The sequence below is a fragment of the Amycolatopsis arida genome (assembly GCF_900115565.1).
Classification (GTDB): domain Bacteria; phylum Actinomycetota; class Actinomycetes; order Mycobacteriales; family Pseudonocardiaceae; genus Yuhushiella; species Yuhushiella arida.
Genome location: NZ_FOWW01000003.1, coordinates 1 through 25494 on the forward strand (window position 1 = coordinate 1; position 25494 = coordinate 25494).

The following is a 25494-nucleotide window of genomic DNA, read 5'->3' on the forward strand; positions in this document are numbered from 1 at the left end:
CCGGGAAGTTGGGACGGTGCGCGCGAAATCTGTGGATCCCTTTCGGGGGATGGGAACAACTCGACGGGTGCACGGCGCCGGGTGTCGCGCCGCGGGCACATCTCGCATCCCCGCTGCGGGTGCATCCCGTGCCGGGGTTACCGCGTCATCGGGTGTTGCGGTCCGCACCTCGTCCCAGGTGTGGTCCCCACCCCGAAGCCTGATTGTGTTGACGGTCGTCGGCACCGTGTCAAGGCGGGAAAGCGTGCCTTGACACGGCACCGCCGACCGCACAGCGGCTTCGGATCGGGGTGGGGAGGGGGAATGGCTGCAGCCTGCAACCCGTGGGGTGGGGGCGTGCCCCGCGCTGGGTGAGGCGTGCCTCGACCCGGGGTGGGAACGACGGGTGCTCCTGCCTGTAATGAGGCGTACCCGCTCGGGGGTGTGTTGCCTGGGGCGGCCTCGCGTCTGGCGGGGCTCTCGGCAGGACGCGAGCCGAAGGTGGCGAGCACACATGCGGTACCCAAGGCCGCCCTGAGCTCACAGGCAGCCAGCGCCCGAAACCAGAACTCGGCATCCCACCGTGAAACTCGCGCGCCAAATCAAACTCGCGCTCCAAACGAAATCCCGCGCTCCCGAACGAAGATCTCACCGTCCCGAACGTGAGAACTCGCACCCACGCGCGCCCACCAACCCCACGCGTGGCACCAGCGAGCGAGCCCAGCGAGCGAAGCGCCCAAGCACATTGCTAGTTCACGACCAACGCCACCAGCGCTCGCCCAGGGTGAGGAGCTCGCACCGTGGGGGGTGTGGGGGGCTCGGCCCCCCACTGCGAACAAAGGAAGATCCCCGTCTGCGCACTGTGCAGACAGGGATCTCCCAGATCTTCCGTCGGGGTGGCGGGATTTGAACCCACGACCTCCTCGACCCGAACGAGGCACGCTACCAAGCTGCGCCACACCCCGAGGACCTTGTTTTCGGGTCGGGGAAGAGTCTAGCGGACGTCGCTGGGGGCTTTGAACGGGGTTTGTTTGCGGAGGGGGAGCCCCGCGGTCGGCCGGGCGACCAGGGTCAACAGGCTGGCCTCGGGTGGGCAGGCGAAGCGGACGGGTGCGTAGGGCGAGGTGCCCAGGCCGGCGGACACGTGGAGCCACATGTGCGCGCCCCAGCGGGAGACGCCGCGGGCACGGGATCGGTCGAGCTCGCAGTTGGTGACCAGTGCGCCGACGCCGGGTACGCGGAGCTGGCCGCCGTGGGTGTGGCCGGCGAGGACGAGGTCGTAGCCGTCGGCGGCGAAGGCGTCCAGGATGCGTGGCTCCGGGGAGTGGGTGAGCCCGAGCCGCAGGGCGGCGGCGCGGTCGGGCGTGCCGGAGATGTCGGTGTACCGGTCGCGGTGCAGGTGCGGGTCGTCGACGCCGGCGACGAACACCCGCTGCCCGTCGAGCGTGACGGTGCGGCGCACGTGGGTGAGGTCCTGCCAGCCGTGCTCGATGAGGGCGGCGCGCAGGTCCCGCCAGGGCAGCCGGCGGCCATGGATGCGCTTGCGACGGCCGCGCGGCATGAGGTACCGGGCCGGGTTCTTCGGTTTCGGGGCGTAGTAGTCGTTGCTCCCGAACACGAACACGCCGGGCCGGTCGAGCAGGGGCCCGAGGGCGCGCAGCACCGCGGGGACCGCCTGGGGGTGGGCGAGGTTGTCGCCGGTGTTGACCACGAGGTCGGGCTCGAACCGGTCGAGCGCGGCCACCCACCGCTGCTTCGACGTCTGGCCGGGAAGCATGTGGAGGTCGGAGATGTGCAGGATCGTGAGCGGGCGGGCGCCGCGGGCGAGGACGGGCAGCTCGGACGTGCGCAGCGTCCAGTGTCGGCGCTCGATGCCGGATGCGTAGCCGAGCGTCGCCGCGCCGAGTGCAAGGGTACCCACGGCCAGGTGTTTCAACGGCACCCCTGCCCTGCCTGTGTTACTGAGCGTGCCCACATCATCCAGGATACGTGCACAAGGAGCCACTCCGGCGAGGGAAGATCACGACGACATAACAAGCAGTATGCACTTCGCTGACGATTCACCCAAAAGGAGCAAGGGTAACAAACCAACTGGTCCGAGAATCGGCAACCCGGGCGCCCGTCCGGCGAGGTGAGCCTACCCTGACCGGCGCAGTCCGACCGGTGCTCACCCCGCTCCGGTAGCCAGTTCCTCGGGCCCGGCCACCGGCGCGACCGTCAGCCGGAGTGTCGCGCGGAGCCGTGGCTCGTGGCCCCCACGGGCCGCCGCGGCCACCTCCGCCGAACCCTTCACCTTCACGCCGCGTGGCCGGCCCGGAGCGCGAATCCGTCGGGGGTCAGCGGCGACCCCGCATGCGTTCGTACTTCGGATCGCTGGGTGGGAGCTGCCGGACCTCCTGGCCCTCCATGATCTTGGTCATGGCGCCGAACCAGGTCTGGGCCGGAGTGACGCCACCCCACATGCTGCCCTCGCGGCCACAGGCGGTCACGTTGCCCACGCCGTTGTAACACAGACCACCGGCGCCACCCTGCGGCCGGAACACCATCGCGACCCCGGCGAGCTGCGGGGTGGCACCGACGAAGGTCGCCGACCCGTTCGCCTGCGTCGTCCCGGTCTTGCCGATCATCGGCCGGTCCCAGCCGACCGCCTGCGCGGCACGGGTGGCGGTGCCGCCCTCGTGGTCCTTGCTCATCCCCACGGCGAGCGAGTTGGCCAGCCCCTCTTCCACCACTTGCTCGCAGGGCTGTTCCTTGATCGGGATCACCTTGCCGTTGCGGTCCCGGATCTCCGCGATCGGCGTCGGGGGGCACCACACGCCGCCACTCATGATCGTCGCCGCGACGTTGGCCATCTCCAGGCCGCTGACCGGCCAGGGACCGAGGGTGAACGACCCCTCTCCCGGCGAGTTCTCCTTCGGGCCGAAGTACTCCTTCTGGCTCATCCGCAGCTCGGGCTTCTGCGCGTTCGGGTCGGGCTCCCGCCCCACACCATTGGCCGCCATGGTCTTCCGCAGCCCGAGCTTGCTGGCCATCTCCACCACGGGCCCCATCCCGGCCTGCTCCTCCATGATCACAAAGGGGGTGTTGGGCGAGGTCTCCAGCGCCCGCTGCAAGGTCATGGACGTCGGGTAGTCGGAACCCTCGTTGTTGATGACGCAGTAGGCCCGGGTGCCCTGCGCGACCACCGGGCACCGCGACCCGCCGCCGACGAAGACCTTCGAGACGTGGAAGCCCGGGCTCGGGACGTTGTCGTAGATGCCGGCGACGCCCTGCTCCATGGCCGCCGCGGCGGTGAAGATCTTGAAGCTCGACCCGGCGCCGCCGGTGTTGTAGACCCCGGCGGGCAGCGTGTAGAGCGTCTGCCCCTCGTCGGGGGACGTTCCGTAGTCCCGGTTGGCCGCCAGCGCCACCACCTCGTGCCGGTCCTTGCCCGGCCGCACCAGCGACAACGTGTTGGCGACGTTCTTCTGCGTCTTCCTGACCTGCGTCTCCGCGGAGACCTTGGCCTCGTGGTTGGCCCGCTGGTCCATGGTGGTCCGGATGGTCCACCCGCCGATGTTGATCCGCTCCTCGGTGAAGCCGTGCTCCTTGAGGTAGTCCACCACGTACTGGCAGAAGAACCCGTTCTCCGGCCCGGCGCCGACGCAGTTCGACGCCGGCTTGTTCGGCCCCTCCGGCGGCACCCCGAGCGGCTCCTCCTTGAGCCGCTCGGCGTCCTCGGGGGCGAGCTTGAGGTTCTCGACCATCTTGTCGAGCACCCAGTTCCGCCGCTCGGTCGCGCGGTCCGGATGATTCCACGGGTCGAAGTACGTCGGGTTGTTCACGATCCCGGCGAGCAGTGCGCTCTGTGTCACGTTCAGCTTGTCGGGTGTGGTGCCGAAGTATGCGCGGGCGGCCGCGCCGACCCCGTACACGCGCTGGGAGAACTCGATGACGTTGAGGTACCCGGTGAGGATCTGGTCCTTCGACATCTTCGTCTCGAGCTGGATGGCGATCCGCGCCTCCTTCAGCTTGCGCGCGATCGACACCTCCTGCGCCTTCCGCTGGCCGGCCTCGTTGCCGCGGTGCACGACGTTGATCAGGTAGTTCTTCACGTACTGCTGGGTGAGGGTCGACGCGCCCTGCGTGTTGCCCGTGCTGGTGCTGATCGCGGCGCGCAGCGTGCCCTTCCAGTCGACCCCGTGGTGGTCGTAGAACCGCCGGTCCTCCACCGAGATCATGGCCCATTTCATGGCCTCGGAGATCTCGTTGCTCGCGGCCGGGATGCGGTACTGGTCGTACAGCGAGGCGATGGGGTTGCCGTCCTTGTCGGTCACGGTGGTGACCAGCGGCGGCGGCACGTCGGCCAGCTCCGCGGACATCTCGTCCACGGTCTGGCTGGCCTGGTTCGACACCAGTCCCGCGGCGCCGACGACCGGGAACAACACCCCCGCGACCAGCACCCCCGCGAGGACGCAGAGGCCGAGCAGCTTCAGCACACCATCCCTCTTCCGCACGGTGAACAGCGTACGCGCCCCGGCCGGTCGGGCACCGCGCCAGGAAGCCGGACGGCGAGCGCCAGGTAACAAATGCAACGGGAGGCTTGGCGGGTGGAACCGTTGACCCTTACAGTCCGTCAACGTCTCACGAAAAATGCCGACGGATGGACGAGTGCGAGGGGGCTCGCGTTCGAGTACGGAGGCGCCGGCGCCAGGGGAGGCACCGGTGAACGGCGTGAGCACAGGAAGACCTGCTCGCGGGGGCGAGGCGTGCGGCCATGACCCTGCCTGCCGGTCGTTACAGGTTAGGGAGCTGGGGGTATGACAACCACCAACGAGTCGGACTGGCGGATCAGCGCGTCCTGCCGGGACACCGATCCCGACGGGCTGTTCGTGCGGGGGGCCGAGCAGAACCGGGCCAAGCTGGTGTGCATGGGCTGCCCGGTGCGCACGGAGTGCCTCGCCGAAGCACTCGACAACCGCATCGACTTCGGGGTGTGGGGCGGGATGACCGAGCGCGAGCGGCGGGCCCTGCTGCGTCGGCGGCCGGACGTCACCAACTGGCGGGAGCTGCTCGAGTCGGCCAAGCGCCGGTTCGCCGACGCCGACCAGCCGGCCGCGCGGGTCTCCTGACCCCGGGGAGTGTGTCCGAAATCACATCTGTTCGCGGTCGTCGGCCAGCCGGTCCCCGATGTCCCGCAGACCCTCGAGGTCGTGCACGTCGGTCGGCAACGCCGGCACCCGCACCACCGGCACCGCGGGATGCGCCCGGGTGAACCGGGCCAGCAGGCGGTCCTCCCTCCTGGCGAGGGCGACCCGGTCCGCGTGCAGTCGCAACACCGCGGTGGCCAGCGGAGCCTGCTGACCACCGCGGTCCAGCGCGTCGGCCGCGGCCAGTGCCTCGGTGTCGGACAGCTCGGCCAGCACGGGGTGCGTGCGATTGGCGATCAGCCCGGCCAGCGGCATCGACTCCGTGGCCAGCCGCTCGACGAAGTAGCTGGCCTCGCGCAGCGCGTCCGGTTCCGGCGCGGCCACGACGAGGAACGCCGTGCCCTGCGAGCGCAGCAGCTCGGCGGTCCGGCGGGCCCGTTCCCGGAACCCGCCGAACATGGTGTCGAACGCCTGCATGAACGCCGACGCGTCGGCGAGCAGCTGACCACCGAGGATGGTCGACACCGCCTTCGCGAACATCGAGAACCCGGCGCTGACCACCTTGCGCAGCCCCCACCCTCCGGCCTTCGCCGGCGCGGTGAGCAGCCGGATCATCCGCCCGTCCAGCGCGCTGGACAGCCGCGACGGCGCGTCCAGGAAGTCCAGCGCCGACCGGCTCGGCGGGGTGTCGACCACGATCAGGTCCCAGTCCCCGGTCGCGGCGAGCTGGCCGAGCTTCTCCATCGCCATGTACTCCTGCGTCCCGGAGAACGACGTGGAGATCGTCTGGTAGAAGGGGTTGGCCAGCAGCTGCTCGGCCCGCTCGGGGCCGGCGTGCGTGCGCACCATGTCGTCGAAGGTGCGGCGCATGTCCAGCATCATCGCCCACAGCTCGCCCTTGGGCTCGAACCCGTCGACCGTCACCCGCTTCGGGTAGTTGCCCAGCTCGCGCAACCCGAGCGCCTGCGCGAGCCGCCGGGCCGGGTCGATGGTGAGCACCACCGTCTGTCGGCCGCGCTCGGCCGCCCGCAGGGCCAGCGCCGCGGCGGTGGTGGTCTTGCCGACGCCGCCGGAACCGCAGCACACCACGACGCGCGTGCCCGGGTCGTCGAGCAGGGCGTCCATGTCCAGCCTCTCGGTCATCCGGTCAGCGCACCCCCTGCTCGACCAGCGCGTCGGCCAGCTCGTACAGCGCGGCGACGTCCACGCCGTCGGTGAGGTCGGGCAGCTCCAGCGTCGGCAGGTCGGCCTCCGCGAGCTGCTCCTTCGCCCGCTGCTCGGCCGCCACCCCGACGGCGTGCTCCACGGTCTCCTCGACCAGCGCGTCCAGCGTGGTCTCCGGCAGGTCCAGCCCGGCGGCGGCCAGCCCGGCCCGCACCCTCGCGGCGTCGACCCTGCCGTCGGCCGCCGCGGGCACCGAGCGGGCCGGCAGCCGGGGTGGGCGGACCCGGTTGACCAGTACGCAGCCCGGCCGCAGGTCGGCGCCGTCGAGCTCGGCGACCGCCTCGAGGGTCTCCCGGATCGGCATCTCCTCGAGCAGGGTCACCAGGTGCACGGCCGTCTCCCCGGAGTGCAGCAGCCGCACCACGCCCTCCGCCTGGCCGCGAATCGGCCCGGTCTTGGCGAGGTCGGTCAGCGCCTTGGTCACGTCGAGGAACCTCACCACGCGGCCGGTGGGTGGGGAGTCGACGACCACCGCGTCGTAGACGTACCGGCCGTCGGAGTCGGTGCGGGTGACGCACTCCTTGATCTTGCCGGTGAGCAGTACGTCGCGCAGGCCGGGCGCGAGGGTCGTGGCGAATTCGATGGCGCCCATCCTGCGCAGCGTCCGCCCGGCGAAGCCCAGGTTGTAGAACATGTCGAAGTACTCCAGCAGCGCCGCCTCGACGTCGACGTGCAGCGCGCGCACCTCGCCGCCGCCCGGCGCGGCCGCGACGCGCTGCTCGGCGTAGGGCAGCGGCTCGGTGTCGAACAGCTGCGCGAAGCCCTGCCGGCCCTCGACCTCGATCAGCAGGACCCGCCGGCCGCCCCTGGCCAGCGCCAGCCCCAGTGCCGCGGTGAGGGTCGTCTTGCCGGTGCCGCCCTTGCCGGTGACGAAGTGCAGCCGGGCGCGGGCGAGCTCGTCGGTCCAGCCAGCCAACGGAGTGGTCACCAGCGCAGCCTAGGTCAGAACCTCATCCGGCGAGCAGGACAACGGTCACGGTCACCCCGGTCAGCGCGGTGACCGCCCACGCCCACCCGGGCGGCAGGGTGGTGAGCACGAGCAGGCAGAGCACGGCGAGCGCGGTCACCGTCACCGCGGCGGACGTCGCGACCGCGCCACCCCGGCCGGTGCGCTCGCGCACCCTGGCCAGCACCAGTGGGACGGCGACGAGGCCGGCGCCGGCGAGCAGCGCCGCCGCGACGATCCGCCAGGTCTCCACGCCGCAACGTTAGCCGGCCGCGCCGATCGGGGTCACCAACACGCAGGGCACCGGCCGCGGGTGGGCGGGGTCGAGCGCGTTGAGGACGTGCCCGGCGGTCACCGGGTCGGCGGCCACCGCGGCGTGCTCGGCGAAGTCGAGGCCGCAGCGGTCCTGCAGGACGATGTTGGTCACGTTGGGCGCGGTCGCGATCCCGCTGGTGTACGGCACCACGGCCTGGTCGTAGCGGGTGACGATGTTGGTGTAGGTGACCTCGGGGGCGAAGATCCCGACGGAGTGCAGGTTCTTCAGGAACTCAGAGCCCTGCAGGAACTGCGGGCAGGAACCGCAGATCGGGTTCAGCACCCCGTCCACCACCGGATCGAGTCCCAGAACCTGCCCGTGCTGGTACAGCGTGGACAGTCCGAGCAGGGTGGTGCCCTCCCACAGCGGCGTGAGGCTCACGTACTTGTCCACCTTCGACTCGCCGCCGAGGAAGCGGACGTAGTAGCTGGGCATCAGGGTGCCCTGGGAGTGCCCAAGAATGTGCACCTCGGCCGCGCCGGTGCTGGCCAGCACCCGGTCGACGAAGGTGGCCAGCTCCTCGGCGCTGCGCTCCATCGGCACCAGCCCACCCGGCTGATAGCCGGGAAGCGGGTCGCCGGGGACGCCGTAGGTCAGCGAGAACACGCAGTAACCCTCGTTGGCCAGCAGCGGCGCGAAGGTCTGCCAGTTCACCGTCTGGTTGGCGCCGAGGCCGTGCACGAGCACCACCGGGTTCGGGTGGGCCGCGCTCGGCCGGCACGACCAGTCGTTCGCGCCGGGGGGCGGGCTGTTCGGCGCGGCCAGCTGGGCCGGCACCGCGGCGGCCAGCGTCCACGGCACGGGCAGATCCTCCCGGGCCTGTCCGGCCCCCGCGCCGGCGAGCAGTGTGGTCAGTGCTGTCAGGACGGTGGCGGCGATCGCGACCAGGAGCCTCGTTGCCCGCATGCGCTCTCCCTACTTGCGAGTAGGGAGGGAGTGAACCACGTCACGGCGTCAGAAGCCAGGAGATCACCGGGATGGCCGAACCGGCCCGAAGGCCACGCACGGCACCGGGGTCCGGTTGGCCGGGTCGAGCGCGCGCAGCACGTGGGCGATCGCGTTCGGATCCACCACGATGCCGACGTGGTTGACCCGGTCCTCCGGGCAGGTGTCCTGCAGCACGATGTTGGTGACGTTCGGCCCGTGCCCGATCCCACTGGTGTAGGGGACGACGATCTCGTCGTACCGGGTGATGATGTTGGTGTAGGTGATCTCGGGCAGGAAGATGCCGCCCTCGTGGAGCTTGCGCAGGGTGGCCGAGCCGGTGAGCAGTTCCGGACAGGCCCGGCACTCGGAGAACAGCTCGGCGGCCACCGGCCCGAGCCCGAGCAGTCCCAGCAGGGCGTACAGGTCGGCCAGCCCGTACACGTTCGTGCCGTTCCAGCCGGGGGCCAGGCTGACGTAGCGGTCGATGGTGCCGCGGCCACCGAGCAGCTTGGCGTAGTACGTCGGCACGATGGTGCCCTGCGAGTAGCCGACGATGTCCACCTTGCTGGTTCCGGTGGCGGCGAGCACCCGGCCGATGAACGCCTTCAGCTCGCGGGCGCTGTAGTCGAGGGGCATCAGCCCGCCGACCACCTCGCCGACCACGGGCGCGTCCGGCACCACGCCGTAGGTGAGCGCGAACGCGCAGTACCCCTCGCGGACCAGCCGCGGCCCGAGGACCCGCCACGTGCGGTCCTGGTTGTCCCCGGTGCCGTGCACCAGCACCACCGGGTTCGGGTGGGCCGCGCTCGGCCGGCACGACCAGTCGTTGAAGCCGCCCGGTCCCGACGCGGCGGTCGCGGTGCCTGGCGCGGCGGTCGCGGTGCCTGGCGCGAGCACGCCGCCGGCGCTGACCACGAGTGCCAGTGCCACCAGCGCGTACCGGCAGCGTCGGATCCGTCGCAACGGTCGCATGTGGAGCCCCCTCCGGCGAATGGTCCTGCCCCTCCTTGAGCTTGACGCCAACGCCGCCGCGGGACCAGAACACGACCTGGTGGACTATCCGTAGCGACTCGTGACCGCACGTGTTCGTCTGAAGGCGCGGCTGGGCCGTACGGGGCTTGCCGTCACCCGATACGCTCGCGCCATGAGTGCCACCAAGTGGGAGTACGCCACGGTTCCGCTGCTGATCCACGCCACCAAGCAGATCCTCGACCAGTGGGGCGAGGACGGCTGGGAGCTGGTGACCGTCCTGCCGAACCCCAGCGGCGAGCAGCACGTCGCGTACCTGAAGCGTCCGAAGGGCTGACCCATGAGCTGGACCGCCAGACTCGCCGAGCTCGGCATCGAGCTGCCCGAGGTGGCCGCGCCCGTCGCCGCCTACGTGCCGGCGGTGCGCAGCGGCTCCCAGGTGTTCACCTCCGGCCAGCTGCCGTTCGTCGCCGGCGCGCTCGCCGCGACCGGCAAGGTCGGCGCGGAGGTGAGCCCCGAGGAGGCCAAGCAGCACGCCCGCACGTGCGCGCTCAACGCGCTCGCCGCGGTGCACGCGCTGGTGGGCGTGGACTCGATCGTCCGCGTGGTGAAGGTGGTCGGCTTCGTGGCCTCGGCCGAGGGGTTCACCGGCCAGGCCGCGGTGGTCAACGGCGCCTCGGAGCTGCTCGGTGAGGTCTTCGGCGACGCCGGCGTGCACGCCCGTTCCGCGGTCGGGGTGGCCGAGCTGCCGCTCGGCGCCCCGGTCGAGGTCGAACTACTCGTGGAGGTCGCGTGATGGACCCGGACATCGAGGCCTCGTGCCACGAGCTGCTGCTGCGGCTGGCCGGCCGGCTGCCCGACCAGGTGCTGTGGCGGTTCCGCGACTGGCTGAGCGAGGGCGCGATGGGCACCCTCGCGCGGACCCTTCCCCGCTCTTTGCTTACGCACAGAATTGACCTGGACCAGACGGAGTATCGGCTGCTCGTCGCTGGGCTAATACCGCACGGGGCGGACTGGCATCAAGTGAGTTCCGCCCTTGGGGTGGACGACGTCACTGATACGCGGTACACATTCCAGTCGAGTCCGCCCGATTGGGTGAACTCCGTCGACTCGGTATCCGTGCTCGTGCACGCAACGTTGCGCGGCCGGCCGGACGTCGGTGAGGTTCGGGAGACCTGGCGGCACGGGGGTGTCACCGGCGAGCGCGAGGCCAAGCGGGTTCTGCTGATCTCGGTGCTGTCGGGAGCGCCTCGGTTGACCGGCGAGCTGCAGCGGGTGCTGCGTGTGCTGGGTGAGGAGGAGCCCAGCGTGGAGGTACTGCCACCGCGGCTCGAGCTGCCGGAGTACCACCGGGCCGCGCTGGCGGACTCCCGGCTGGTGTGCGTGGGTGCCGTGGACACCGGACACCGACTCGTCCCGGCGTAACGCTCGCTGCCTCCGGCGGGCTGGAGGGAGTTACCGCGACATGGCGGAGATGTACGACGGCCCCACGGGTGACGGGCTGGCGGTGCCGCTGCGCCTGCACAACCTGTTGCTCGCGCTCGCCGGCAGGATCGACGACAGCGCGCTGTCCGAGGCCAGGGAGCTGGTGGCCACGGCGCACCTGGACCAGGCCGCCGAGCTGGTGGCCGGCACGCTGATCGCCGGTCGGATCCCGGTGAGCGCCGCGGAGCAGCGCGAGGTGGCCCTCGTGCTCGAGATGAGCCGGTCCGACGCGACACTGGCCGACCATCTGGTCGTCGACGACGGCGTCCTTGCTGACAAAGGCCCCGAGCACCGCTTCAGCGCCGACGACGAGCCCGAGCGGGGGTTGATCGAGGCGCTCGACCGCACCCTGCACGTGCTGCCCGACGTGCGCTCGGTGCACGCCGTCTGGCGCAACACCCCGGCCGGCAGCGTGCCGGGGCCGCTGCCGCAGCGGGTCGTCCTGGTGGACATCGGTCCCGAGGCGCACCCGCCCGCGGTCGCCTACCGCGTCGGCAAGGCGTTGCGCAAGGCGGGGCTGCCCTCGGTGGTCGAGGTGAGCGGGCCGTGGGCGGAGCGCTCCGGCTACTACGACAGCGCCTACGCCACCGCGAACCCGGTGTGGTTCGCGCCGGACGCCGCGGGCGCGTCGATCGACACCTCCGACGAGCGACGCGGCCGGTCGACCAAGGGCAAGAACCGGCACGCCGCCAGGGTGTCCCCCGAGCCCGAGGCGACCCAGCCGCGAATCACCCAGCCCCAGCCGGTCGAGCCCGTCGAGTCACGGTCGGTGGAACCCCAGCCGGAGGCCCGGCCCACCGCCGCCCCGCCGGCCGACCCCGCACCGGCCGAGCCCGTGGAGCCACCGACCGCCGGCAGTCCCGTCGAGACCGTCGACGAGCACGAGGAACGGCGGAGCACGGCCAGCACCACCGAGATGAGCTCGGCCGAGGTGGCCCAACTGCGCGCCGCGCTCGCCGAGGACGACGAGAAGGGCAGGGCCATCGCCTCGGCGAAGCTCCGCCCTGGCCAGGTGGTCGAGATCCCCGAACTGGACCTGGACGACCCGGCGCTCAGCGAGCGGGACCGGCAGCTGCTCCGGGAGCTGCACGCCGAGCTGGCCGAGCGGGAGAAGGCCGAGGCGGCGGGGGGAAGGGTCAACGGCGTCAACGGCGTCAACGGCGCTGCCCGCGGCATGGAGCCACCGAAGCGCGGCTGGACCGACGGCTTCAGCGGTGCCTGAGCCGGCGTGACGAGGGTCTCCCTCGTCGTCCGGTCACCGGGCGTATGTTGCGGACGTGGCTGAACGACGTCCCGAGCTGAGCTTCCCGGCCTCCATGCTCGCCGACCCGATCGCCGAGCCGGTGCCGCCCAAGGACGCCGCGACCGTGGTGCTGCTGCGCGACCGGGCAGTCGGCCTGGAGGTGTTCCTGCAACGGCGGGTGGCTGGCATGGCCTTCGCCGGCGGGATGACGGTGTTCCCCGGCGGCGGGGTGGACGAGCGCGACGCCGACGCGTCCGTTCGATGGGCGGGCCCCGAGCCGGCCCGGTGGGCCGAGTGGTTCCGCTGCCCCGAGCGGCTCGCGCGGGCGCTGGTGTGCGCGGCGGTGCGGGAGACGTTCGAGGAGTCCGGGGTGCTGCTGGCCGGTAGGGATGCCACGGACTCCGGCGTGGTGACCGACACCGCGCCGTACGCGCCCGCCCGCGCGGCGCTGGTCTCCCGGGAACTGTCGCTGGCGGGATTCCTCGCCGACGCCGGCCTGACCCTGCGGGCCGACCTGCTGCGCCCCTGGTCCAACTGGGTCACTCCGAAGGGCGAGCCGCGCCGCTACGACGCCCGGTTCTTCGTCGCGGCGCTGCCTCCGGGGCAGGACGCCGACGGCGCGACCACGGAGGCGGAGAGTTCCGGCTGGCGACGACCGGAGGAGGCGCTCGCCGACGCGCGGGCCGGCCGCAGCATGCTCATGCCGCCCACCTGGGTCACGCTCACCGAGATCGCCGGGTTCGCCACCGCCGCGGAGGCGTTGGCCACCCGGCGGGAGATCGAGAAGGTGATCCCCACCCTCGTCCGGGACGGTACCGAGGTGCGGGTCGTGCTGGAGGAGGCATGAACGGCGGGCCCGCGCATCCGGCGTACGGGGTGCCCCGCGCGGTGTCCCCGATCGCGACGGTGCTGCTCGAGGAGAACCCGTCCGAGATGACCCTCGAGGGCACCAACACCTGGCTGCTGCGCGCCCGGGGGGCGGGCGAGCACGTCGTCGTCGACCCCGGCCACGACGACCCGCCGCACCTGGACCGGCTGGTCGCCGCCGGCCCGGTCGCGCTGGTCCTGCTCACCCACCGCCACCCCGACCACGCCGAGGGCGCCCGGTCGTTCGCCGCGCGGGTCGGCGCCCCGGTGCGGGCGTTCGACCCGGCGCTGTGCCTCGAAGGGCCGCCGTTGGCCGACGGCGAGGTGGTCACCGCCGCCGGCCTGGACATCGAGGCGCTGCACACCCCGGGGCACACCGCGGACTCGGTGTCGCTGCGGGTGCCGTACGGCGACGCGACGCACGTGCTCACCGGGGACACCGTGCTCGGCCGCGGCACCACGGTGCTCGACGACCTCGGCGCCTACCTGCGGTCGCTGCGCCGGTTGGTCGGGCTGCCGGCGGGTACCCTCGGGCTGCCCGGGCACGGCCCCGAGCTGCCCGACCTGGCGGCTACCGCGCGGGCCTACACCGAGCACCGGGAGCAGCGGCTGGACCAGGTGCGCGCGGCACTGCGCCGGCTCGGCGCGGGGGCGAGCGCCCGGCAGATCGTCGAGCTGGTCTACGCCGACGTCGACCGGGTGCTGTGGGGCCCGGCCGAGGCCAGTGTGCTGGCTCAACTGGACTACCTGCGCGCGGAGGGTGAGATCCCGTGATCGAGCTGGTGAGGAGGGGACGCGAGCGAGCTCGCGAGCGGACCATGGGACCCGGGCGCCCGACGAACGCCGCCGACGTGCGCCGGTGAAGGAGGGGACGTGACCGCGACCGAGATCGAGTTCTACTGGCGCCCGGGTTGCCCGTTCTGCGCCATGCTGGTCGAGCCGCTGCGCCGGAGTGGGCTGCCGGTCCGGGAGATCAACATCTGGGACGACCCAGGCGCCGCGGCCAGGGTGCGCGAGGTCGCCGGCGGCAACGAGACCGTGCCGACCGTGATCGTCGGCGACGCGGCACTGGTCAACCCGAGCTTCCCGGAGATCGAGGCCGCCGTCCGGGAGCACGCCCCCGAGCTGCTCGGGGGACGCGCGGACTGACCGGCGTCAGCGGGCCACGGCCGGCTCCGGCACCGGCTGGGCCGCCGGCTGCTCGGCCGGGCGGACGGTGCCGCGCAGCAGCCACACCACGCCGGCGATCACGAGCGCGCCCGCGGTCGCGGTGAGGAACGCGGGGGGCGGCCCGGCGCGCTCCACCAGATAGCCGCTCACCGACTGACCCATGGCCAGGCCCAGGGTGATCGCGGTGAGCACCCAGCCGAACGCCTCGGCCGCGGTGCCCTTCGGGGCGACGACCTCGATCGCGGTGGAGTGGGTGGTGGACTGCGGCGTGATCAGCGCGCCCGCGGCGAGCATCGCCAGCGCCAGTCCCCACAACGTCGACGGCAGCGCGAGCAGGGCCACCAGCAGGCCGAAGCCGGCGAGCAGTACGGGCAGCCGCAGCCCCATCGGGCGTGGCCACGGCCGCGTGCTGTAGGCGACACCGAAGGCCACCGAGCTGACCGACCACACCGACAGCAGCAACCCGCCGACCGTCGGGTGCCCGGCCCCGGTGGCGGTGGCCGGCACCGCCACCTCCACGAAGCCGATGACCATGCCGAAGCCGAGCGCGGCGAGCGCCAGCGTGCGCATACCGGGGCTGGCCAGCGCGCCGAGCAGCCGACCGCCGCGGCGCGCCGAGGGGCCCCACGCGCGCACCGCGGGGCTGAGCGCGAACAGCACCGAGCCGGTCACCATGCACAGCCCGCCCACGACCATGCCGGTGCCCGCCCACGGCGCGGCGATCATCAGCCCGGCGGCGCCGGGGCCGAGGATGAAGAACACCTCCATGCTGATGGCCTCGTAGGAGAACGCGGCGTTGCGGACCGGTCCCTCCGGCAGCAGGCGGCCCCACAGCGCACGGGACGCCGAGCCCACCATCGGCTCGGTGAGCCCGATCCCCACCGACAGCGTGACCAGCAGCGGGGTGGCGGCGTGCGCCTCGATCGCGGTGATCAGCACGGTCATCGCCAGCGCGAACAGGGTGGCGATCACCAGCAGCGGGCGAGTCGGCCCGAACCGGTCGATCAGCCTGCCCTGCGCCACCGAGCCGAGCGCGACGCCGACCAGCGCGCCGGCGGACACCAGCCCGGCCACCGCGAACGAGCCGGTCTCCCGTTGCACGAACAGCAGCGCCGAGATGCCGATCATCGCGATGGGCAGCCGGGCGAGCAGGGACGCGACGGCGGGACCGCGCGCGCCGGGCGTGGTCAGCGCGGCGCGGTAGTCGGCGAGGGTCGCGCCGCCCTCGGCGGCGGAGGCAGACTGGGACACGCGTACCAGTGTGCCCGTTTATGGTACGGGGGTACCAGTCTTTTTTTCGTGATGACCGCCGCACACCATGCATGCCAGCGGCGTCGACGGGGTAGCCATGTCTCGGTTGGGTAACGGAACGCGGTTTTCGCCGGATTTCGGGCAACAAATGAACCCCGCGAGCGTCCTTGAGAGTGAACGACCTTGAGTTGGTGGGTGGGGGTCGTGCGATGGTGAACCAAGACCCACCGAAGCTCGAAGCTCCCTCCGGCGATCGGGTCGGGGCCTAGTCCGGAGGGCGGGGAGCGCGGACTGTCGGGGGATGGTCCGCGCACGGCAAAGGGCCGGTGCGCCACGTCGGGGGTGGCGCCCGGCCCTTTGTCATGCGTGTGTCGCGCGCTGCTCGGTCCGCGCGCCGGACGGCCGTCCGGGTCGGGTGGTCAGCGGGCCCGGCGGGCCAGCCGCTCCGGGTCGAGGATCAGCACGCTCTTGCCCTCCAACCGCAGCCAGCCGCGGTGCGCGAAGTCGGCCAGTGCCTTGTTGACCGTCTCCCGGGACGCGCCGACGTACTGCGCGATCTCCTCCTGGGTCAGGTCGTGCGTCACCCGCAGCAGCCCGGCCTCCTGGCTGCCGAAGCGCTGGGCGAGCTGCAGCAGCGCCCGCGCGACCCGGCCGGGAACGTCGGTGAAGATCAGCTCCGCGACCATGTTGTTGGTGCGGCGCAGCCGGCGGGCGACCACCCGCAGCAGCTGCTCGGCGATCTCCGGCCGGGTGGAGATCCACTGCCGCAGCGCCGGCCGGTCCATCGTCACGGCGCTCACCTCGGTGACCGTCGTCGCGGTGGAGGTGCGCGGCCCCGGGTCGAAGATCGACAGCTCGCCGAACATGTCGGACGGTCCCATGATCTGGAACAGGTTCTCCCGACCGTCGGCCGACTTGCGCCCGATCTTCACCTTGCCCGACTTGATGATGTAGAGCTTGTCCCCCGGCTCGCCCTCGGTGAAGATCACGTGGCCCCGGGGAAACTCCACCGTCTCCAAGGTCTGCGCGAGCGCCTCGGCAGCCGCCGGTTCCACACCCTGGAAGATGCCCGCCCGGGCCAGGGTTTCGTCCACCTCGTGCCTCCTCATCGTGTGGCGAGCCACCGGTCCTCGGCGTGAGGAGCGTGTCGCCAGTCACTACCTGCAAGTTTACGGCGTGCCCGGCGCACCGCTGTGGTGGCCCGCCGCGCGGCCGGCAATCCACCCCCGTCAGGGTGAGACGGCCGAATGCCGAACGCGATCACCCGGATACCGCCTGTTCAGCGGCTGACCCCGGGTTCTCGCCCGACGGGCGAGCCTAACCCCGCGCGCGACGCGGGCGCAGCTTGGCCCGGCCCAACCGGCGCAGCCGGAACAACTCCAACGCGCGGCCGATGCCGTGCCCGTAGAGGGCCCGCACCTCGTTCGGTTGCGCCTGCTCGAGGAACTCCTCGACTTCCTCGGCGCGGACGGTGACGTTGCGCAGCCGGTCCTCCACCCGCTCCATGGCGAGCGCGAAGAGCATGATCACGAGTGGCACCGCGATGACGACCCAGACAGTCATTGCTCTCCTACCCCCGCCGGTCACCGGCGGCGCGTCGCCGGCGGACGTTCGGAACCCGGCGGCCCGTGGCCGCGGGACGTGCCGGACAGCCGGGACGTCCCGGCCCCGCGTTCGGCTCCAGCCTCATCGACTCCAGATCCTCGCTGCCGGCGGCTCGGTCATCGCACCACCGTGGTCGTACGGCGTGTCGGCCCGGGTGCCGCACCACGCCGGGGTGGTGCCGGCGCCTCGGCGGTAGGGAGTGCCACACCGCTGGGCCGGATGACGCCCGTAGGCTAGCGGGGTGCCACCTGCCGCCAGAAACGCCCCCCGAAAGGGTGACGTCGGCCCTTCCGTGTCGCGCTCGGAGGAGAGCCGGCTGTCGCTCGTGCGACGCGCGCGGCGGATGAAACGTCGCCTCGACGAGGCCTACCCCGGCGCGCACTGCGAGCTGGACTTCGGCTCCCCGCTGGAGCTCGTCGTGGCCGTGGTGCTGTCCGCCCAGACCACCGACGTCCGGGTCAACGAGGTCACCCCGGCGCTGTTCGCCCGCTACCGCACGGCCGCCGACTACGCCGGCGCCGACCGCACCGAGCTCGAAGAGCTGATCCGGCCGACCGGGTTCTACCGCAACAAGGCCAGCGCGCTGATGAAGCTCGGCGCGGCGTTGGTGGAGCGGTTCGACGGGGAGGTGCCACGCGCCCTCGACGAGCTGGTGACGCTGCCCGGCGTGGGCCGCAAGACCGCGAACGTCGTGCTCGGCAACGCCTTCGGCATCCCCGGCATCACCGTCGACACCCACTTCGGGCGGCTGGTCCGCCGGTGGCGGTGGACCGAGCACGAGGACCCGGTGAAGGTCGAGCACGCGGTGGGCGAGCTGTTCCCGGCCAAGGACTGGACGATGCTCTCGCACCGGGTGATCTTCCACGGCCGGCGGGTCTGCCACGCCCGCAAGCCCGCCTGCGGAGCGTGCCCGCTGGCCAGGGACTGCCCGTCCTTCGGGACGGGGCCCACCGAGTTCGCCGAAGCCGCCAAGCTGGTCAAGGGCCCGGAACGGGAGCACCTGCTGGCGATGGTGGGCCGGTGACGCGGGCGACCAGGTGGGCGGTGGCGGCGGGCGTGCTGGTGCTCGCCGCGCTGGCCGTGTTCCTGCCGAGGGAGGACCCGGCGCCGCCGGCGCCCGGCGCGGGGGAGCTGGACCTGGCCAGGGCGCGGGAGGTGGTCGCCGCGTGTCCGGCGCCGACCGGCGGCGAGGTCGAGCGACTCGCCGGTGCCGTCGGCACCTGCCTCGCCGACGGCACCCCGGTGGACCTCGGCGCCGCGCTCGCCGGCCGGACCACCCTGGTCAACGTCTGGGCCACCTGGTGCGCGCCGTGCCGGGAGGAGCTGCCGGTGTTGGCCGCCTACGCCACCGAGCCGGGCGCGGCCGACGTGCTCACCGTCCAGGTGGCCAGCCCGCCGGCCGACGGCGTCGACCTGCTCGCCGACCTGGGCGTACGCCTTCCGGTGGTGCACGACGGAGAGGGTCGGCGCGGCCCGGTCCGCGACGCGCTGCGGGTGCCCGTGGCGCTGCCCGCCTCCTACCTGGTCACCGCCGACGGCGCGGTGCGGTTCGTCGAGAACCCCCGGGTCTTCCACGACGTGGCCGCGGTGCGGCGGGCGGTGACCGAGACGTCCGACCGGGGAGCCGGCTCGTGACCGGCCGCCTCGTCGAGCTCGACACCGTGCCGGAGTGGTTGCGCGGGCTGGTCGAGCGCAGCGACCACCTCGACGCGGCCATGTTCACCCGGTTCGGCCCGCCGGCAGGGGCCCGCACCCGCCCCGCCGCGGTGCTGGTGCTCTTCGGTGAGCAGCGGCACGGGCCGGACGTGCTGCTGCTGCGCAGGGCCGACACCCTGGGCTCGCACGCGGGGCAGGTCGCGTTCCCCGGGGGTGGCATCGACGCCGGCGACAACGGCCCGGTCGGCGCCGCGCTGCGCGAGGCCGAGGAGGAGACCGGGGTCGACCCGGCCGGTGTGCGGCCGGTGGCGCTGCTGCCCGAGCTGCACGTGCCGGTGTCCGCGTTCGTGGTCACCCCGGTGCTCGCGCACTGGGGCACCCCGTCGCCGGTGCACGCGGTGGACCCGGGGGAGACGGCCGCGGTCGCCAGGGTGCCGATCGCCGCGCTGGTCGACCCGGCCAACCGGTTCCAGGTGCGCAGGGCCGGCTTCGACTGGACGGGGCCGGCCTTCGCGGTCGACGGCCTGTTCATCTGGGGCTTCACCGCCGGCCTGCTGTCCGTGCTGCTCGGTCTCGGCGGCTGGGAGCGCGAGTGGGACACCGGCGACGTGCGGGATCTCGACGCGGTGCTGGCCGAGTACACGGCCCCCGCCGGTGAGCCGAGGAGCGATGCGTGAACTGGGTCGACGTGCTGGTGGTGCTGCTCGCCGTGCTGGCGGCGCTGTCCGGTGCGCGGCAGGGTGTGGTGATCGCGCTGCCCGCGTTCCTCGGCGTGATCCTCGGCGCGGTCGCCGGGATCAAGGTCGCGCCGATGGTGGTGGAGCTGTTCGAGAACCCCGCGGCGCGGGTGGCCTTCGCGGTGGCGACCATGGTGTTCCTGGTGGCGCTGGGCGAGACGCTCGGCGTCTGGGTCGGCACCAAGGTCAAGCGCGGGATCAGCTCGGCGAAGCTGTCCGGCGCGGACAGCGCGCTGGGCGCGATCGTGCAGGGCGCCGTGGTGTTCGTCGTCGCGTGGATCATCGCGCTGCCGCTGACCAGCGTCGCCGCGCTGCCCGGGCTGGCCTCGGCGATCAACAACTCCACGGTGCTCGGCGGGGTGAACTCGGTGATGCCGCGGTTCGCCCACGGCCTGCCGAACGACCTGCGCCGGCTGCTCGACGAGTCCGGGCTGCCGTCGGTGCTCGCGCCGTTCCAGCAGGCCCCGATCACCGAGATCGAGCCGCCGGACGAGAGCCTGCAGAGCAGCCCGGTGGTCCGGCAGTTGCGGGACAGCGTGGTGAAGATCCGTGGCTCCGCGCCGTCCTGCTCGCGCTCACTGGAGGGCAGCGGCTTCGTGGTCGCGCCGCAGCGGGTGATGACCAACGCGCACGTGGTGGCCGGCACCGACGAGGTGGCCGTGGAGACCACCGCCGGCCGGTTCCCCGCGCGGGTCGTCTACTACGACCCGGAGACCGACGTGGCGATCCTCGCGGTGCCCGGCTTCACCGCGCCGCCGCTGCGGCTGTCCCCCGAGGACGCCGCCGCCGGCGACGACGCGATCGTGCTGGGTTTCCCGCTGGACGGCCCCTACACCGCGCGCCCGGCCAGGGTGCGGCAGCGGGTGAACCTGCGCGGGCCGGACATCTACGACGAGAAGACCGTGCAGCGCGACGTCTACACCGTGCGCGGCCAGGTGCGCAGTGGCAACTCCGGCGGCCCGATGGTGGACGAGCGGGGCCGCGTGGTCGGGGTGGTGTTCGGCGCGTCGGTGGAGGACAGGGACACCGGGTTCGTGCTCACCGCCGACGAGGTGCGGCCGGAGATCGAGGCGGCGCCCGGGTTCGGGGCCAGGGTGAGCACCGGCCGCTGCACGTCCTGAGGGTGCTGTCGAGGTACGCCTCACCAGGCAAGGGAGACAAGGGGCAACAACCGTTGTCCCCACCCGCGCCTCACCCAGCGCGGGGGCACGAGGGCGTTCTCACGCCCGCTCGGGGCACGCCCCACTAGGCGCGGGGCACCCGCTGTTCCTACCCGGCTCGAGGCGCGCCCCACTAGGCGCGGGGCATCATCCATTCCCCCTCCCCACCCCGATCCGAAGCCGCCTTGCGGGCGGGGGTGCCTTGTCAAGGCACTCTTTCCCGCCTTGACACGGTGCCCCCGACCGTCAGCACAATCGAGCTTCGGGGTGGGGACCACACCACCCGCGACGCCGCAACCCCGACACGGGCTGCACCGCAGCGGGCGGCGCGACGGCGACCCCGCGGCGGACCATCGGCTGGGTCCGCGTGCCGGCCTCGGCACTGCTGCGGCCGACTCGAGCGAGTCGCCCGCCGCGTGCTGGCTTCGAGCGCGACAGGCTTGGCGCACCGAGTCCGGGGAGTTGTCCACATCCACCGATAGTGATCCACAGATTTCGCGCGGCCCGTCCCAACACCCCCAGCGGCGATACGCTGGACCAGCCGCCGAGCCCCAGGGTGGGCGGGCCCGCGGGACGGGGCCGGTGCCGGGTGGCTGGGTGGTGCTGGTGGTGTCGCGATCGCTAGCGATCGAGGTTCAGCTGCTCGGGGTGGGTGGCGCGGGCGCGCCAGTGCGTGGCGGGGTCGGGGACCAGGTGTCGGGTGCGCAGGTCGAGCAGGCCGCTGACCGAGCTCACCTCCGCGGCCAGTACGCCGTCGGCGCGGGTGAAGCTCTGCTCCACCCGGTACGTCCTTCCGCTTCCCCAGTGGAACGCGCACGTCACGTCCACCTCGTCGCCGCCGCGCAACTCGTGGCGAAAACGCAGCACCGTCTCCAGGTTGACCGGCCCCATGCCGTCGTCGAGCAGCTCGTCCACCGACACCCCGGCCGCGCGGACGCACTCGTAGCGCGTGTGGTCGGCGTACTGGACGTAGACCGGGCCGGTGAGGTGGCGCTGCGGGTCGAGCTCGTAGGCACGCACGGTGAACCGCATCGAGAACGCCTCACCCACGGTCGTCAACCTCCCGTAACCACGCGCGCGACCGCTCGGTGAGGTAGCGCAGCCCGTCCGCCCGCGTCTCGAGCCACTCACCGCGCACCCAGCCGCCCGCGGACTGGGGCGAGAACCCGTGCCGACGGAACAGCGCGCTCGCCTCGGCCCGGGTGAGCCCGCGGTCGCCCCACTCGGCCAGCACCGCACGGTACCGCTCCTCCTGCGTCGTCTCCTCGGACGCGGGGGACACGGCGTCGGCCAGCGCGGCGAACCCCCGGCTGATCTGCCGCAACGCGGCGGCCACCAGGGCCAGGTCGGGACTCGTCCGTCCACTCATGCCAACAGCATAGCGATTGCTGGCGATAGCTCGAGCGATTTCTCGCGGGCGCCCTTCAGCCGCAGGCGCCCATGTCCCTGGCTTCCAGGGCGAAGTCGGCCACGCGGTCCCGCTCGTCGACGGCGAAGCGGTACGCGGCGGCCGGGTTGCCGGGCACCGGTGCCTCGTACACCCACTCCATCGGCGGCACCTGCCGCAGCGACGGGTACGCCGCGCGCACCCGCTCCAGTCGCGAGCCGAGCGTGACGCCTTCCGGCGTGTGCGACCGCACGGTGCCACCGATCATCACCACCCCCTTGACCGGGTCCACGAACACCCCGCTGTCGACGTTCCGCTGCCCCTCGCCCGCGGCGAGGTTGTACACGTGGCAGGGGTCGCCGGTCTGCCTGTCCCTGACCAGCCCGGTCGCCTCGGCCTCCCGTTCGGACTGCCCCAGCCGCAACGTCTTGTAGCCCTCCGGACCGAGTGTGGCGCCCTCGGTGGCGGCCGTGCCCGCCGAACCCGCCGCCGAACCCACCGTGCCCAACGTCAACGCGACCACGCCCGCGATCGTCGCCGCGATCCGCCTGCCCATCGTCATCAGCTCCCAGACATCGCCGGCACCGGCGGTTCCGGCGCCGTCACCCAGGAGGACGTGACCGGTCGAGACCGGGTTGCGTTGGCCACCGTGGGAAACCCGGAGGTCACGTCGTCACCGGGTGGCGAGCAGCTCCGTCCAGCACTGGCTCACCTCGCCGCGACCGCCACGCGCCCACAGCCACGCCGACCTGGCCGCGCTGGCCAGCTGCCCGTGGTCCCCGCCCGAGGTGCCCAGCGCCGCGGCCAGCGCGGCCTCGACCTCCTCGGCCAGCTCCCGGTAGTCCGGCCCCGGCTTGTACCGGGTCCGCACCCGCACGTCGCGGAACCCCACCGCCTCAACCCGCTCCGCCGCCGCTCGCCCGGCGAACGGGTCCTGCCCGGATCGCCGGCACAGCAGGAAGTAGCCGCGCAGCGCCGCGTCCACGTTCGCCGTCCGCGGCCGCAGCCGCACCCGACCCCAGTCCGAAGTAGACAAAGCAAGGGTGCCGCCGGGGCGGAGCACCCGAGCGAGCTCGGCGAGCACCGGGGCGGGCTCCGGCGACCGGTCCAGCAGTGCGTGGCCGAACACCAGGTCCACCGCGGCGTCCGGCAGCGGCAGCCGGCCCGGCTCGCCCACCACGTAGGCCACAGTGGACACCCGATGCCGGCGCGCGGCGGTGGTCGCCTCGACCACCCGCTCCGGCGCCGGATCCACCCCCAGCACCCGCACCGGGTACACGGCCGTGCCGAGCACCCTGGTGAGCGTGCCCGACCCGCACCCCACGTCCAGCACGAGCATTCCTGGTCGCAGCACGGGCAGCACGAAGCCGGCGGCGTCCGGCGGGTAACCAACCTGCACCCGGCCAACCCTACGGACCTGGCAGGATCGAAGGGTGACCACGCAGCCAGCCACCCAGCATCCGCCCGCACTGGTCCCCGACAGCCTCTTCCCCGACCCGGCGGCCGAGGCCCGCTGGCGGGCCCGGTTCCGCGCCCCGCGGATGTCGGTGCCCGACTGGGCCATCGACGCCCCCGACGCCAACCTCTACGTCTCCAACGCCAGCGGGGTCTGGGAGATCTACGCCTGGGACCGGGCCACCGGCGAGCACCACCAGGTCACCGACCGGCCCAACGGCACCCTGCACGCCACGCTCTCCCCCGACGGCACGCACATCTGGTGGTTCGACGACACCGACGGCGACGAGTTCGGTTCCTGGGTCCGCCAGCCCTTCCAGACCGGGCCGAAGACCGGGCCGAGGACCGGCGCTGAGCGGGCCGTGCCCGACGTCCCCGACGGCTACCCCGCCGGCTTGGAGATCGGCCACCGGGTGACCGCCGTGGGCGTGTCCACCGACGACGGCAGCGCGCTGTACGCCTCCGCCGAGGGCCACACCGTCCGGTTCTACACCCACCCGGACGACGCCTCGGTCGCGGCGCTGTCCCGCGACGAGCGCCTGCTGGCGATCGCGCACTCCGAGCACGGCGACTCCCGGCACCCGGCCGTCCGGGTGCTCGCCACCGACGGCTTCACCACGGTCGCCGACAAGTGGGACGGCGAGGGCAAGGGCCTGGCCGCGCTGGAGTTCTCCCCGCGGCACGGCGACTCCCGGCTGCTGGTGCAGCACGAGCGCCGCGGCCGGGAGGAGCTGCTGGTCTGGGACGTCGCCGCGGACACCGAGACCGAGCTCGACCTCGACCTGCCCGGCGAGGTCGTCGCGACGTGGTACCCGGACGCCACCGCCCTGCTGGTGCTGCACTTCCACCACGGCCGCAGCTCGCTGCACCGTTACGAGCTCGGCACCGGCACACTGACCGATCTGGGTACCCCGCCAGGCCGGATCGGCGGCGCCGGCGCGCGGCCCGACGGCACGGTCGAGTACTCCTGGTCCGACGCCGCCACCCCACCCGTCATCCGGGCGCGGGCCACCGACGGCACCGACCGCGTGCTGCTCGAGCCGCCGGGCGAGCGCGCCCCCGGCTCGGTGCCGCTGCGGGACGCGTTCGTCGAAGGGCAGGGCGGGCGGATCCACGCGCTGGTGTCCCGGCCGGCCGACGCGCCGGCGGGACCGCTGCCGACGGTGTTCACCCTGCACGGCGGCCCGCACGCGGCGGACGAGGACCGCTTCTCGGCCTACCGCGCGGTGTGGGTGGACGCGGGCTTCGCGGTGGTGGAGGTGAACTACCGCGGCTCGACCGGCTACGGCTCGGCATGGCGGGACGCCATCGAGGGCCGGCCGGGGCTCACCGAGCTCGAGGACGTCGCCGCGGTGTACGACTGGGCCGTCGACAGCGGCCTGGCCGACCCGGCGCGCTGCGTGGTGAACGGCGCGTCGTGGGGCGGCTACCTCAGCCTGCTCGCGCTGGGCACCCAGCCGCAGCGGTGGGCGGCGGGGGTCGCCGGGGTGCCGGTGGCCGACTACGTCGCGGCGTACGAGGACGAGATGGAGCAGCTGCGCTCGTTCGACCGGGCGCTGTTCGGCGGCTCCCCGGACGACGTGCCGGCGGTGTACCGGGAGTGCTCCCCGGTCACCTACGTCGACGCCGTCCGCTCGCCGGTGCTCGTGCTCGCCGGCGACAACGACCCGAGGTGCCCGATCCGGCAGATCGAGAACTACCTGGACCGGCTGGCCGCGCGCGGCGTGCCGTACGAGTTCTACCGGTACGACGCCGGGCACGGCTCGCTGGTGATCGCGGAGACGATCAAGCAGACGGCGATCGAGGTGCACTTCGCGCTGCGCGCGCTCGGCCTGCGCTGACCCGCCGTGGCCGGGCGCCCGGCACGCGCCCGGCCACGGCGGGCCGCTCGGGCGACCTCGACGTGGTCCACGCGTCCCGGCGGTGGCCAGCAGCAGCCCGCCGACCACGTCGTCGCACGATCCCCCCTTGTTTCGCCGGCGAGCGCA

General features: G+C 72.9%; 27 protein-coding genes and 1 tRNA gene. 13 read left to right on the forward strand and 15 right to left on the reverse strand.

Translation table 11 applies throughout. The features are described from left to right. Window positions 1-870: 870 nt before the first annotated feature. The 3 genes from BM051_RS09390 to BM051_RS09400 all read right to left on the reverse strand — a co-directional run bounded on the left by BM051_RS09390 (window position 871) and on the right by BM051_RS09400 (window position 4475). A tRNA-Pro gene (locus tag BM051_RS09390) sits at window positions 871-944 on the reverse strand. 29 nt (window positions 945-973) lie between these two features. After that, window positions 974-1915, reverse strand: a complete 942-nt coding sequence (locus BM051_RS09395; protein WP_092530327.1) for a metallophosphoesterase — start codon at window positions 1913-1915, stop codon at window positions 974-976. Window positions 1916-2315: 400 nt separating this feature from the next. Continuing rightward, a complete protein-coding gene (locus tag BM051_RS09400) occupies window positions 2316-4475 on the reverse strand; it encodes a transglycosylase domain-containing protein (protein ID WP_092529714.1) in 2160 nt (719 codons plus the stop codon). A 303-nt stretch (window positions 4476-4778) separates the two neighbouring features. Here BM051_RS09400 and BM051_RS09405 point away from each other — a divergent pair, with 303 nt between their 5' ends. Next, window positions 4779-5090, forward strand: a complete 312-nt coding sequence (locus BM051_RS09405) for a WhiB family transcriptional regulator (RefSeq protein WP_092529715.1) — start codon at window positions 4779-4781, stop codon at window positions 5088-5090. Between the two features lie 21 nt (window positions 5091-5111). Here the strand turns inward: BM051_RS09405 and bagB are convergent, their stop codons facing one another. The 5 genes from bagB to BM051_RS09430 all read right to left on the reverse strand — a co-directional run bounded on the left by bagB (window position 5112) and on the right by BM051_RS09430 (window position 9493). Further along, complete coding sequence (bagB, locus tag BM051_RS09410; RefSeq protein WP_092529716.1) at window positions 5112-6251, reverse strand: ATPase BagB; 1140 nt, start codon at window positions 6249-6251, stop codon at window positions 5112-5114. A 4-nt stretch (window positions 6252-6255) separates the two neighbouring features. Next, on the reverse strand, window positions 6256-7260 hold the full coding sequence (gene bagA, locus BM051_RS09415) for an ATPase BagA (RefSeq protein ID WP_092529717.1): 1005 nt from the start codon (window positions 7258-7260) through the stop codon (window positions 6256-6258). Window positions 7261-7282: 22 nt separating this feature from the next. Continuing rightward, window positions 7283-7531, reverse strand: coding sequence for a hypothetical protein (locus tag BM051_RS09420; protein ID WP_092529718.1), 249 nt, complete (start codon window positions 7529-7531; stop codon window positions 7283-7285). Between the two features lie 9 nt (window positions 7532-7540). After that, a complete protein-coding gene (locus BM051_RS09425; protein WP_092529719.1) occupies window positions 7541-8500 on the reverse strand; it encodes an esterase/lipase family protein in 960 nt (319 codons plus the stop codon). A 63-nt stretch (window positions 8501-8563) separates the two neighbouring features. Then, window positions 8564-9493 carry an esterase/lipase family protein gene (locus BM051_RS09430; RefSeq protein ID WP_092529720.1) on the reverse strand — a complete coding sequence of 310 codons (930 nt, stop codon included), beginning with the start codon at window positions 9491-9493 and terminating at the stop codon, window positions 8564-8566. Between the two features lie 172 nt (window positions 9494-9665). Between BM051_RS09430 and sp36 the strand changes: the two genes are divergently transcribed. The 7 genes from sp36 to BM051_RS09465 all read left to right on the forward strand — a co-directional run bounded on the left by sp36 (window position 9666) and on the right by BM051_RS09465 (window position 14234). Continuing rightward, window positions 9666-9827: a Sp36 family protein gene (gene sp36, locus BM051_RS09435; protein ID WP_003068074.1), complete on the forward strand. Its 162-nt coding sequence runs from the start codon at window positions 9666-9668 to the stop codon at window positions 9825-9827. A 3-nt stretch (window positions 9828-9830) separates the two neighbouring features. Continuing rightward, window positions 9831-10286: a RidA family protein gene (locus BM051_RS09440; RefSeq protein ID WP_092529721.1), complete on the forward strand. Its 456-nt coding sequence runs from the start codon at window positions 9831-9833 to the stop codon at window positions 10284-10286. Continuing rightward, window positions 10286-10915 carry a hypothetical protein gene (locus tag BM051_RS09445; protein WP_092530328.1) on the forward strand — a complete coding sequence of 210 codons (630 nt, stop codon included), beginning with the start codon at window positions 10286-10288 and terminating at the stop codon, window positions 10913-10915. Before BM051_RS09440 ends, BM051_RS09445 begins: the two co-directional genes overlap by 1 nt. Window positions 10916-10955: 40 nt before the next feature. Further along, window positions 10956-12197, forward strand: coding sequence for a hypothetical protein (locus BM051_RS09450; RefSeq protein WP_092529722.1), 1242 nt, complete (start codon window positions 10956-10958; stop codon window positions 12195-12197). A gap of 94 nt (window positions 12198-12291) precedes the next feature. Further along, the gene (locus BM051_RS09455) at window positions 12292-13065 is read left to right on the forward strand and encodes an NUDIX hydrolase (RefSeq protein ID WP_092529723.1); all 774 of its coding nucleotides are present in this window, start codon (window positions 12292-12294) and stop codon (window positions 13063-13065) included. Beyond that, window positions 13062-13859 carry an MBL fold metallo-hydrolase gene (locus BM051_RS09460; protein WP_092529724.1) on the forward strand — a complete coding sequence of 266 codons (798 nt, stop codon included), beginning with the start codon at window positions 13062-13064 and terminating at the stop codon, window positions 13857-13859. Before BM051_RS09455 ends, BM051_RS09460 begins: the two co-directional genes overlap by 4 nt. Before the next feature lie 99 nt (window positions 13860-13958). Beyond that, on the forward strand, window positions 13959-14234 hold the full coding sequence (locus tag BM051_RS09465; protein ID WP_092529725.1) for a glutaredoxin domain-containing protein: 276 nt from the start codon (window positions 13959-13961) through the stop codon (window positions 14232-14234). A gap of 6 nt (window positions 14235-14240) precedes the next feature. On the opposite strand, the gene BM051_RS09470 is transcribed toward BM051_RS09465, so the two are convergent. The 3 genes from BM051_RS09470 to BM051_RS09480 all read right to left on the reverse strand — a co-directional run bounded on the left by BM051_RS09470 (window position 14241) and on the right by BM051_RS09480 (window position 17069). Continuing rightward, entirely contained in the window at window positions 14241-15506 is a 1266-nt protein-coding gene (locus BM051_RS09470) for an MFS transporter (protein WP_092529726.1), read from the reverse strand. Window positions 15507-15925: 419 nt separating this feature from the next. Beyond that, window positions 15926-16600, reverse strand: coding sequence for a Crp/Fnr family transcriptional regulator (locus BM051_RS09475; protein WP_092529727.1), 675 nt, complete (start codon window positions 16598-16600; stop codon window positions 15926-15928). A 223-nt stretch (window positions 16601-16823) separates the two neighbouring features. Further along, window positions 16824-17069: a hypothetical protein gene (locus BM051_RS09480; protein WP_092529728.1), complete on the reverse strand. Its 246-nt coding sequence runs from the start codon at window positions 17067-17069 to the stop codon at window positions 16824-16826. A gap of 385 nt (window positions 17070-17454) precedes the next feature. Between BM051_RS09480 and nth the strand changes: the two genes are divergently transcribed. The 4 genes from nth to BM051_RS09500 are packed head-to-tail and all read left to right on the forward strand — an operon-like array spanning window position 17455 to window position 20625. Then, window positions 17455-18135, forward strand: coding sequence for an endonuclease III (nth, locus tag BM051_RS09485; protein ID WP_092529729.1), 681 nt, complete (start codon window positions 17455-17457; stop codon window positions 18133-18135). Next, window positions 18132-18746: a TlpA family protein disulfide reductase gene (locus tag BM051_RS09490; protein WP_092529730.1), complete on the forward strand. Its 615-nt coding sequence runs from the start codon at window positions 18132-18134 to the stop codon at window positions 18744-18746. The genes nth and BM051_RS09490 overlap by 4 nt, the downstream gene beginning before the upstream one ends. After that, window positions 18743-19444: an NUDIX hydrolase gene (locus tag BM051_RS09495; RefSeq protein WP_092529731.1), complete on the forward strand. Its 702-nt coding sequence runs from the start codon at window positions 18743-18745 to the stop codon at window positions 19442-19444. The genes BM051_RS09490 and BM051_RS09495 overlap by 4 nt, the downstream gene beginning before the upstream one ends. Further along, window positions 19441-20625: a MarP family serine protease gene (locus BM051_RS09500; protein ID WP_092529732.1), complete on the forward strand. Its 1185-nt coding sequence runs from the start codon at window positions 19441-19443 to the stop codon at window positions 20623-20625. Before BM051_RS09495 ends, BM051_RS09500 begins: the two co-directional genes overlap by 4 nt. A 660-nt stretch (window positions 20626-21285) precedes the next feature. On the opposite strand, the gene BM051_RS09505 is transcribed toward BM051_RS09500, so the two are convergent. The 4 genes from BM051_RS09505 to BM051_RS09520 all read right to left on the reverse strand — a co-directional run bounded on the left by BM051_RS09505 (window position 21286) and on the right by BM051_RS09520 (window position 23450). Beyond that, window positions 21286-21714 (reverse strand): acyl-CoA thioesterase, encoded by a 429-nt coding sequence (locus tag BM051_RS09505; RefSeq protein ID WP_166677882.1) that lies wholly within the window; start codon window positions 21712-21714, stop codon window positions 21286-21288. Beyond that, complete coding sequence (locus BM051_RS09510) at window positions 21707-22033, reverse strand: hypothetical protein (protein ID WP_134046419.1); 327 nt, start codon at window positions 22031-22033, stop codon at window positions 21707-21709. Before BM051_RS09510 ends, BM051_RS09505 begins: the two co-directional genes overlap by 8 nt. A gap of 55 nt (window positions 22034-22088) precedes the next feature. Further along, the gene (locus tag BM051_RS09515; protein ID WP_092529734.1) at window positions 22089-22613 is read right to left on the reverse strand and encodes a hypothetical protein; all 525 of its coding nucleotides are present in this window, start codon (window positions 22611-22613) and stop codon (window positions 22089-22091) included. A gap of 111 nt (window positions 22614-22724) precedes the next feature. Next, window positions 22725-23450 (reverse strand): class I SAM-dependent methyltransferase, encoded by a 726-nt coding sequence (locus BM051_RS09520; RefSeq protein WP_243859907.1) that lies wholly within the window; start codon window positions 23448-23450, stop codon window positions 22725-22727. Window positions 23451-23484: 34 nt separating this feature from the next. Between BM051_RS09520 and BM051_RS09525 the strand changes: the two genes are divergently transcribed. Beyond that, window positions 23485-25347, forward strand: a complete 1863-nt coding sequence (locus BM051_RS09525) for a prolyl oligopeptidase family serine peptidase (RefSeq protein WP_092529735.1) — start codon at window positions 23485-23487, stop codon at window positions 25345-25347. Window positions 25348-25494 lie beyond the last annotated feature (147 nt).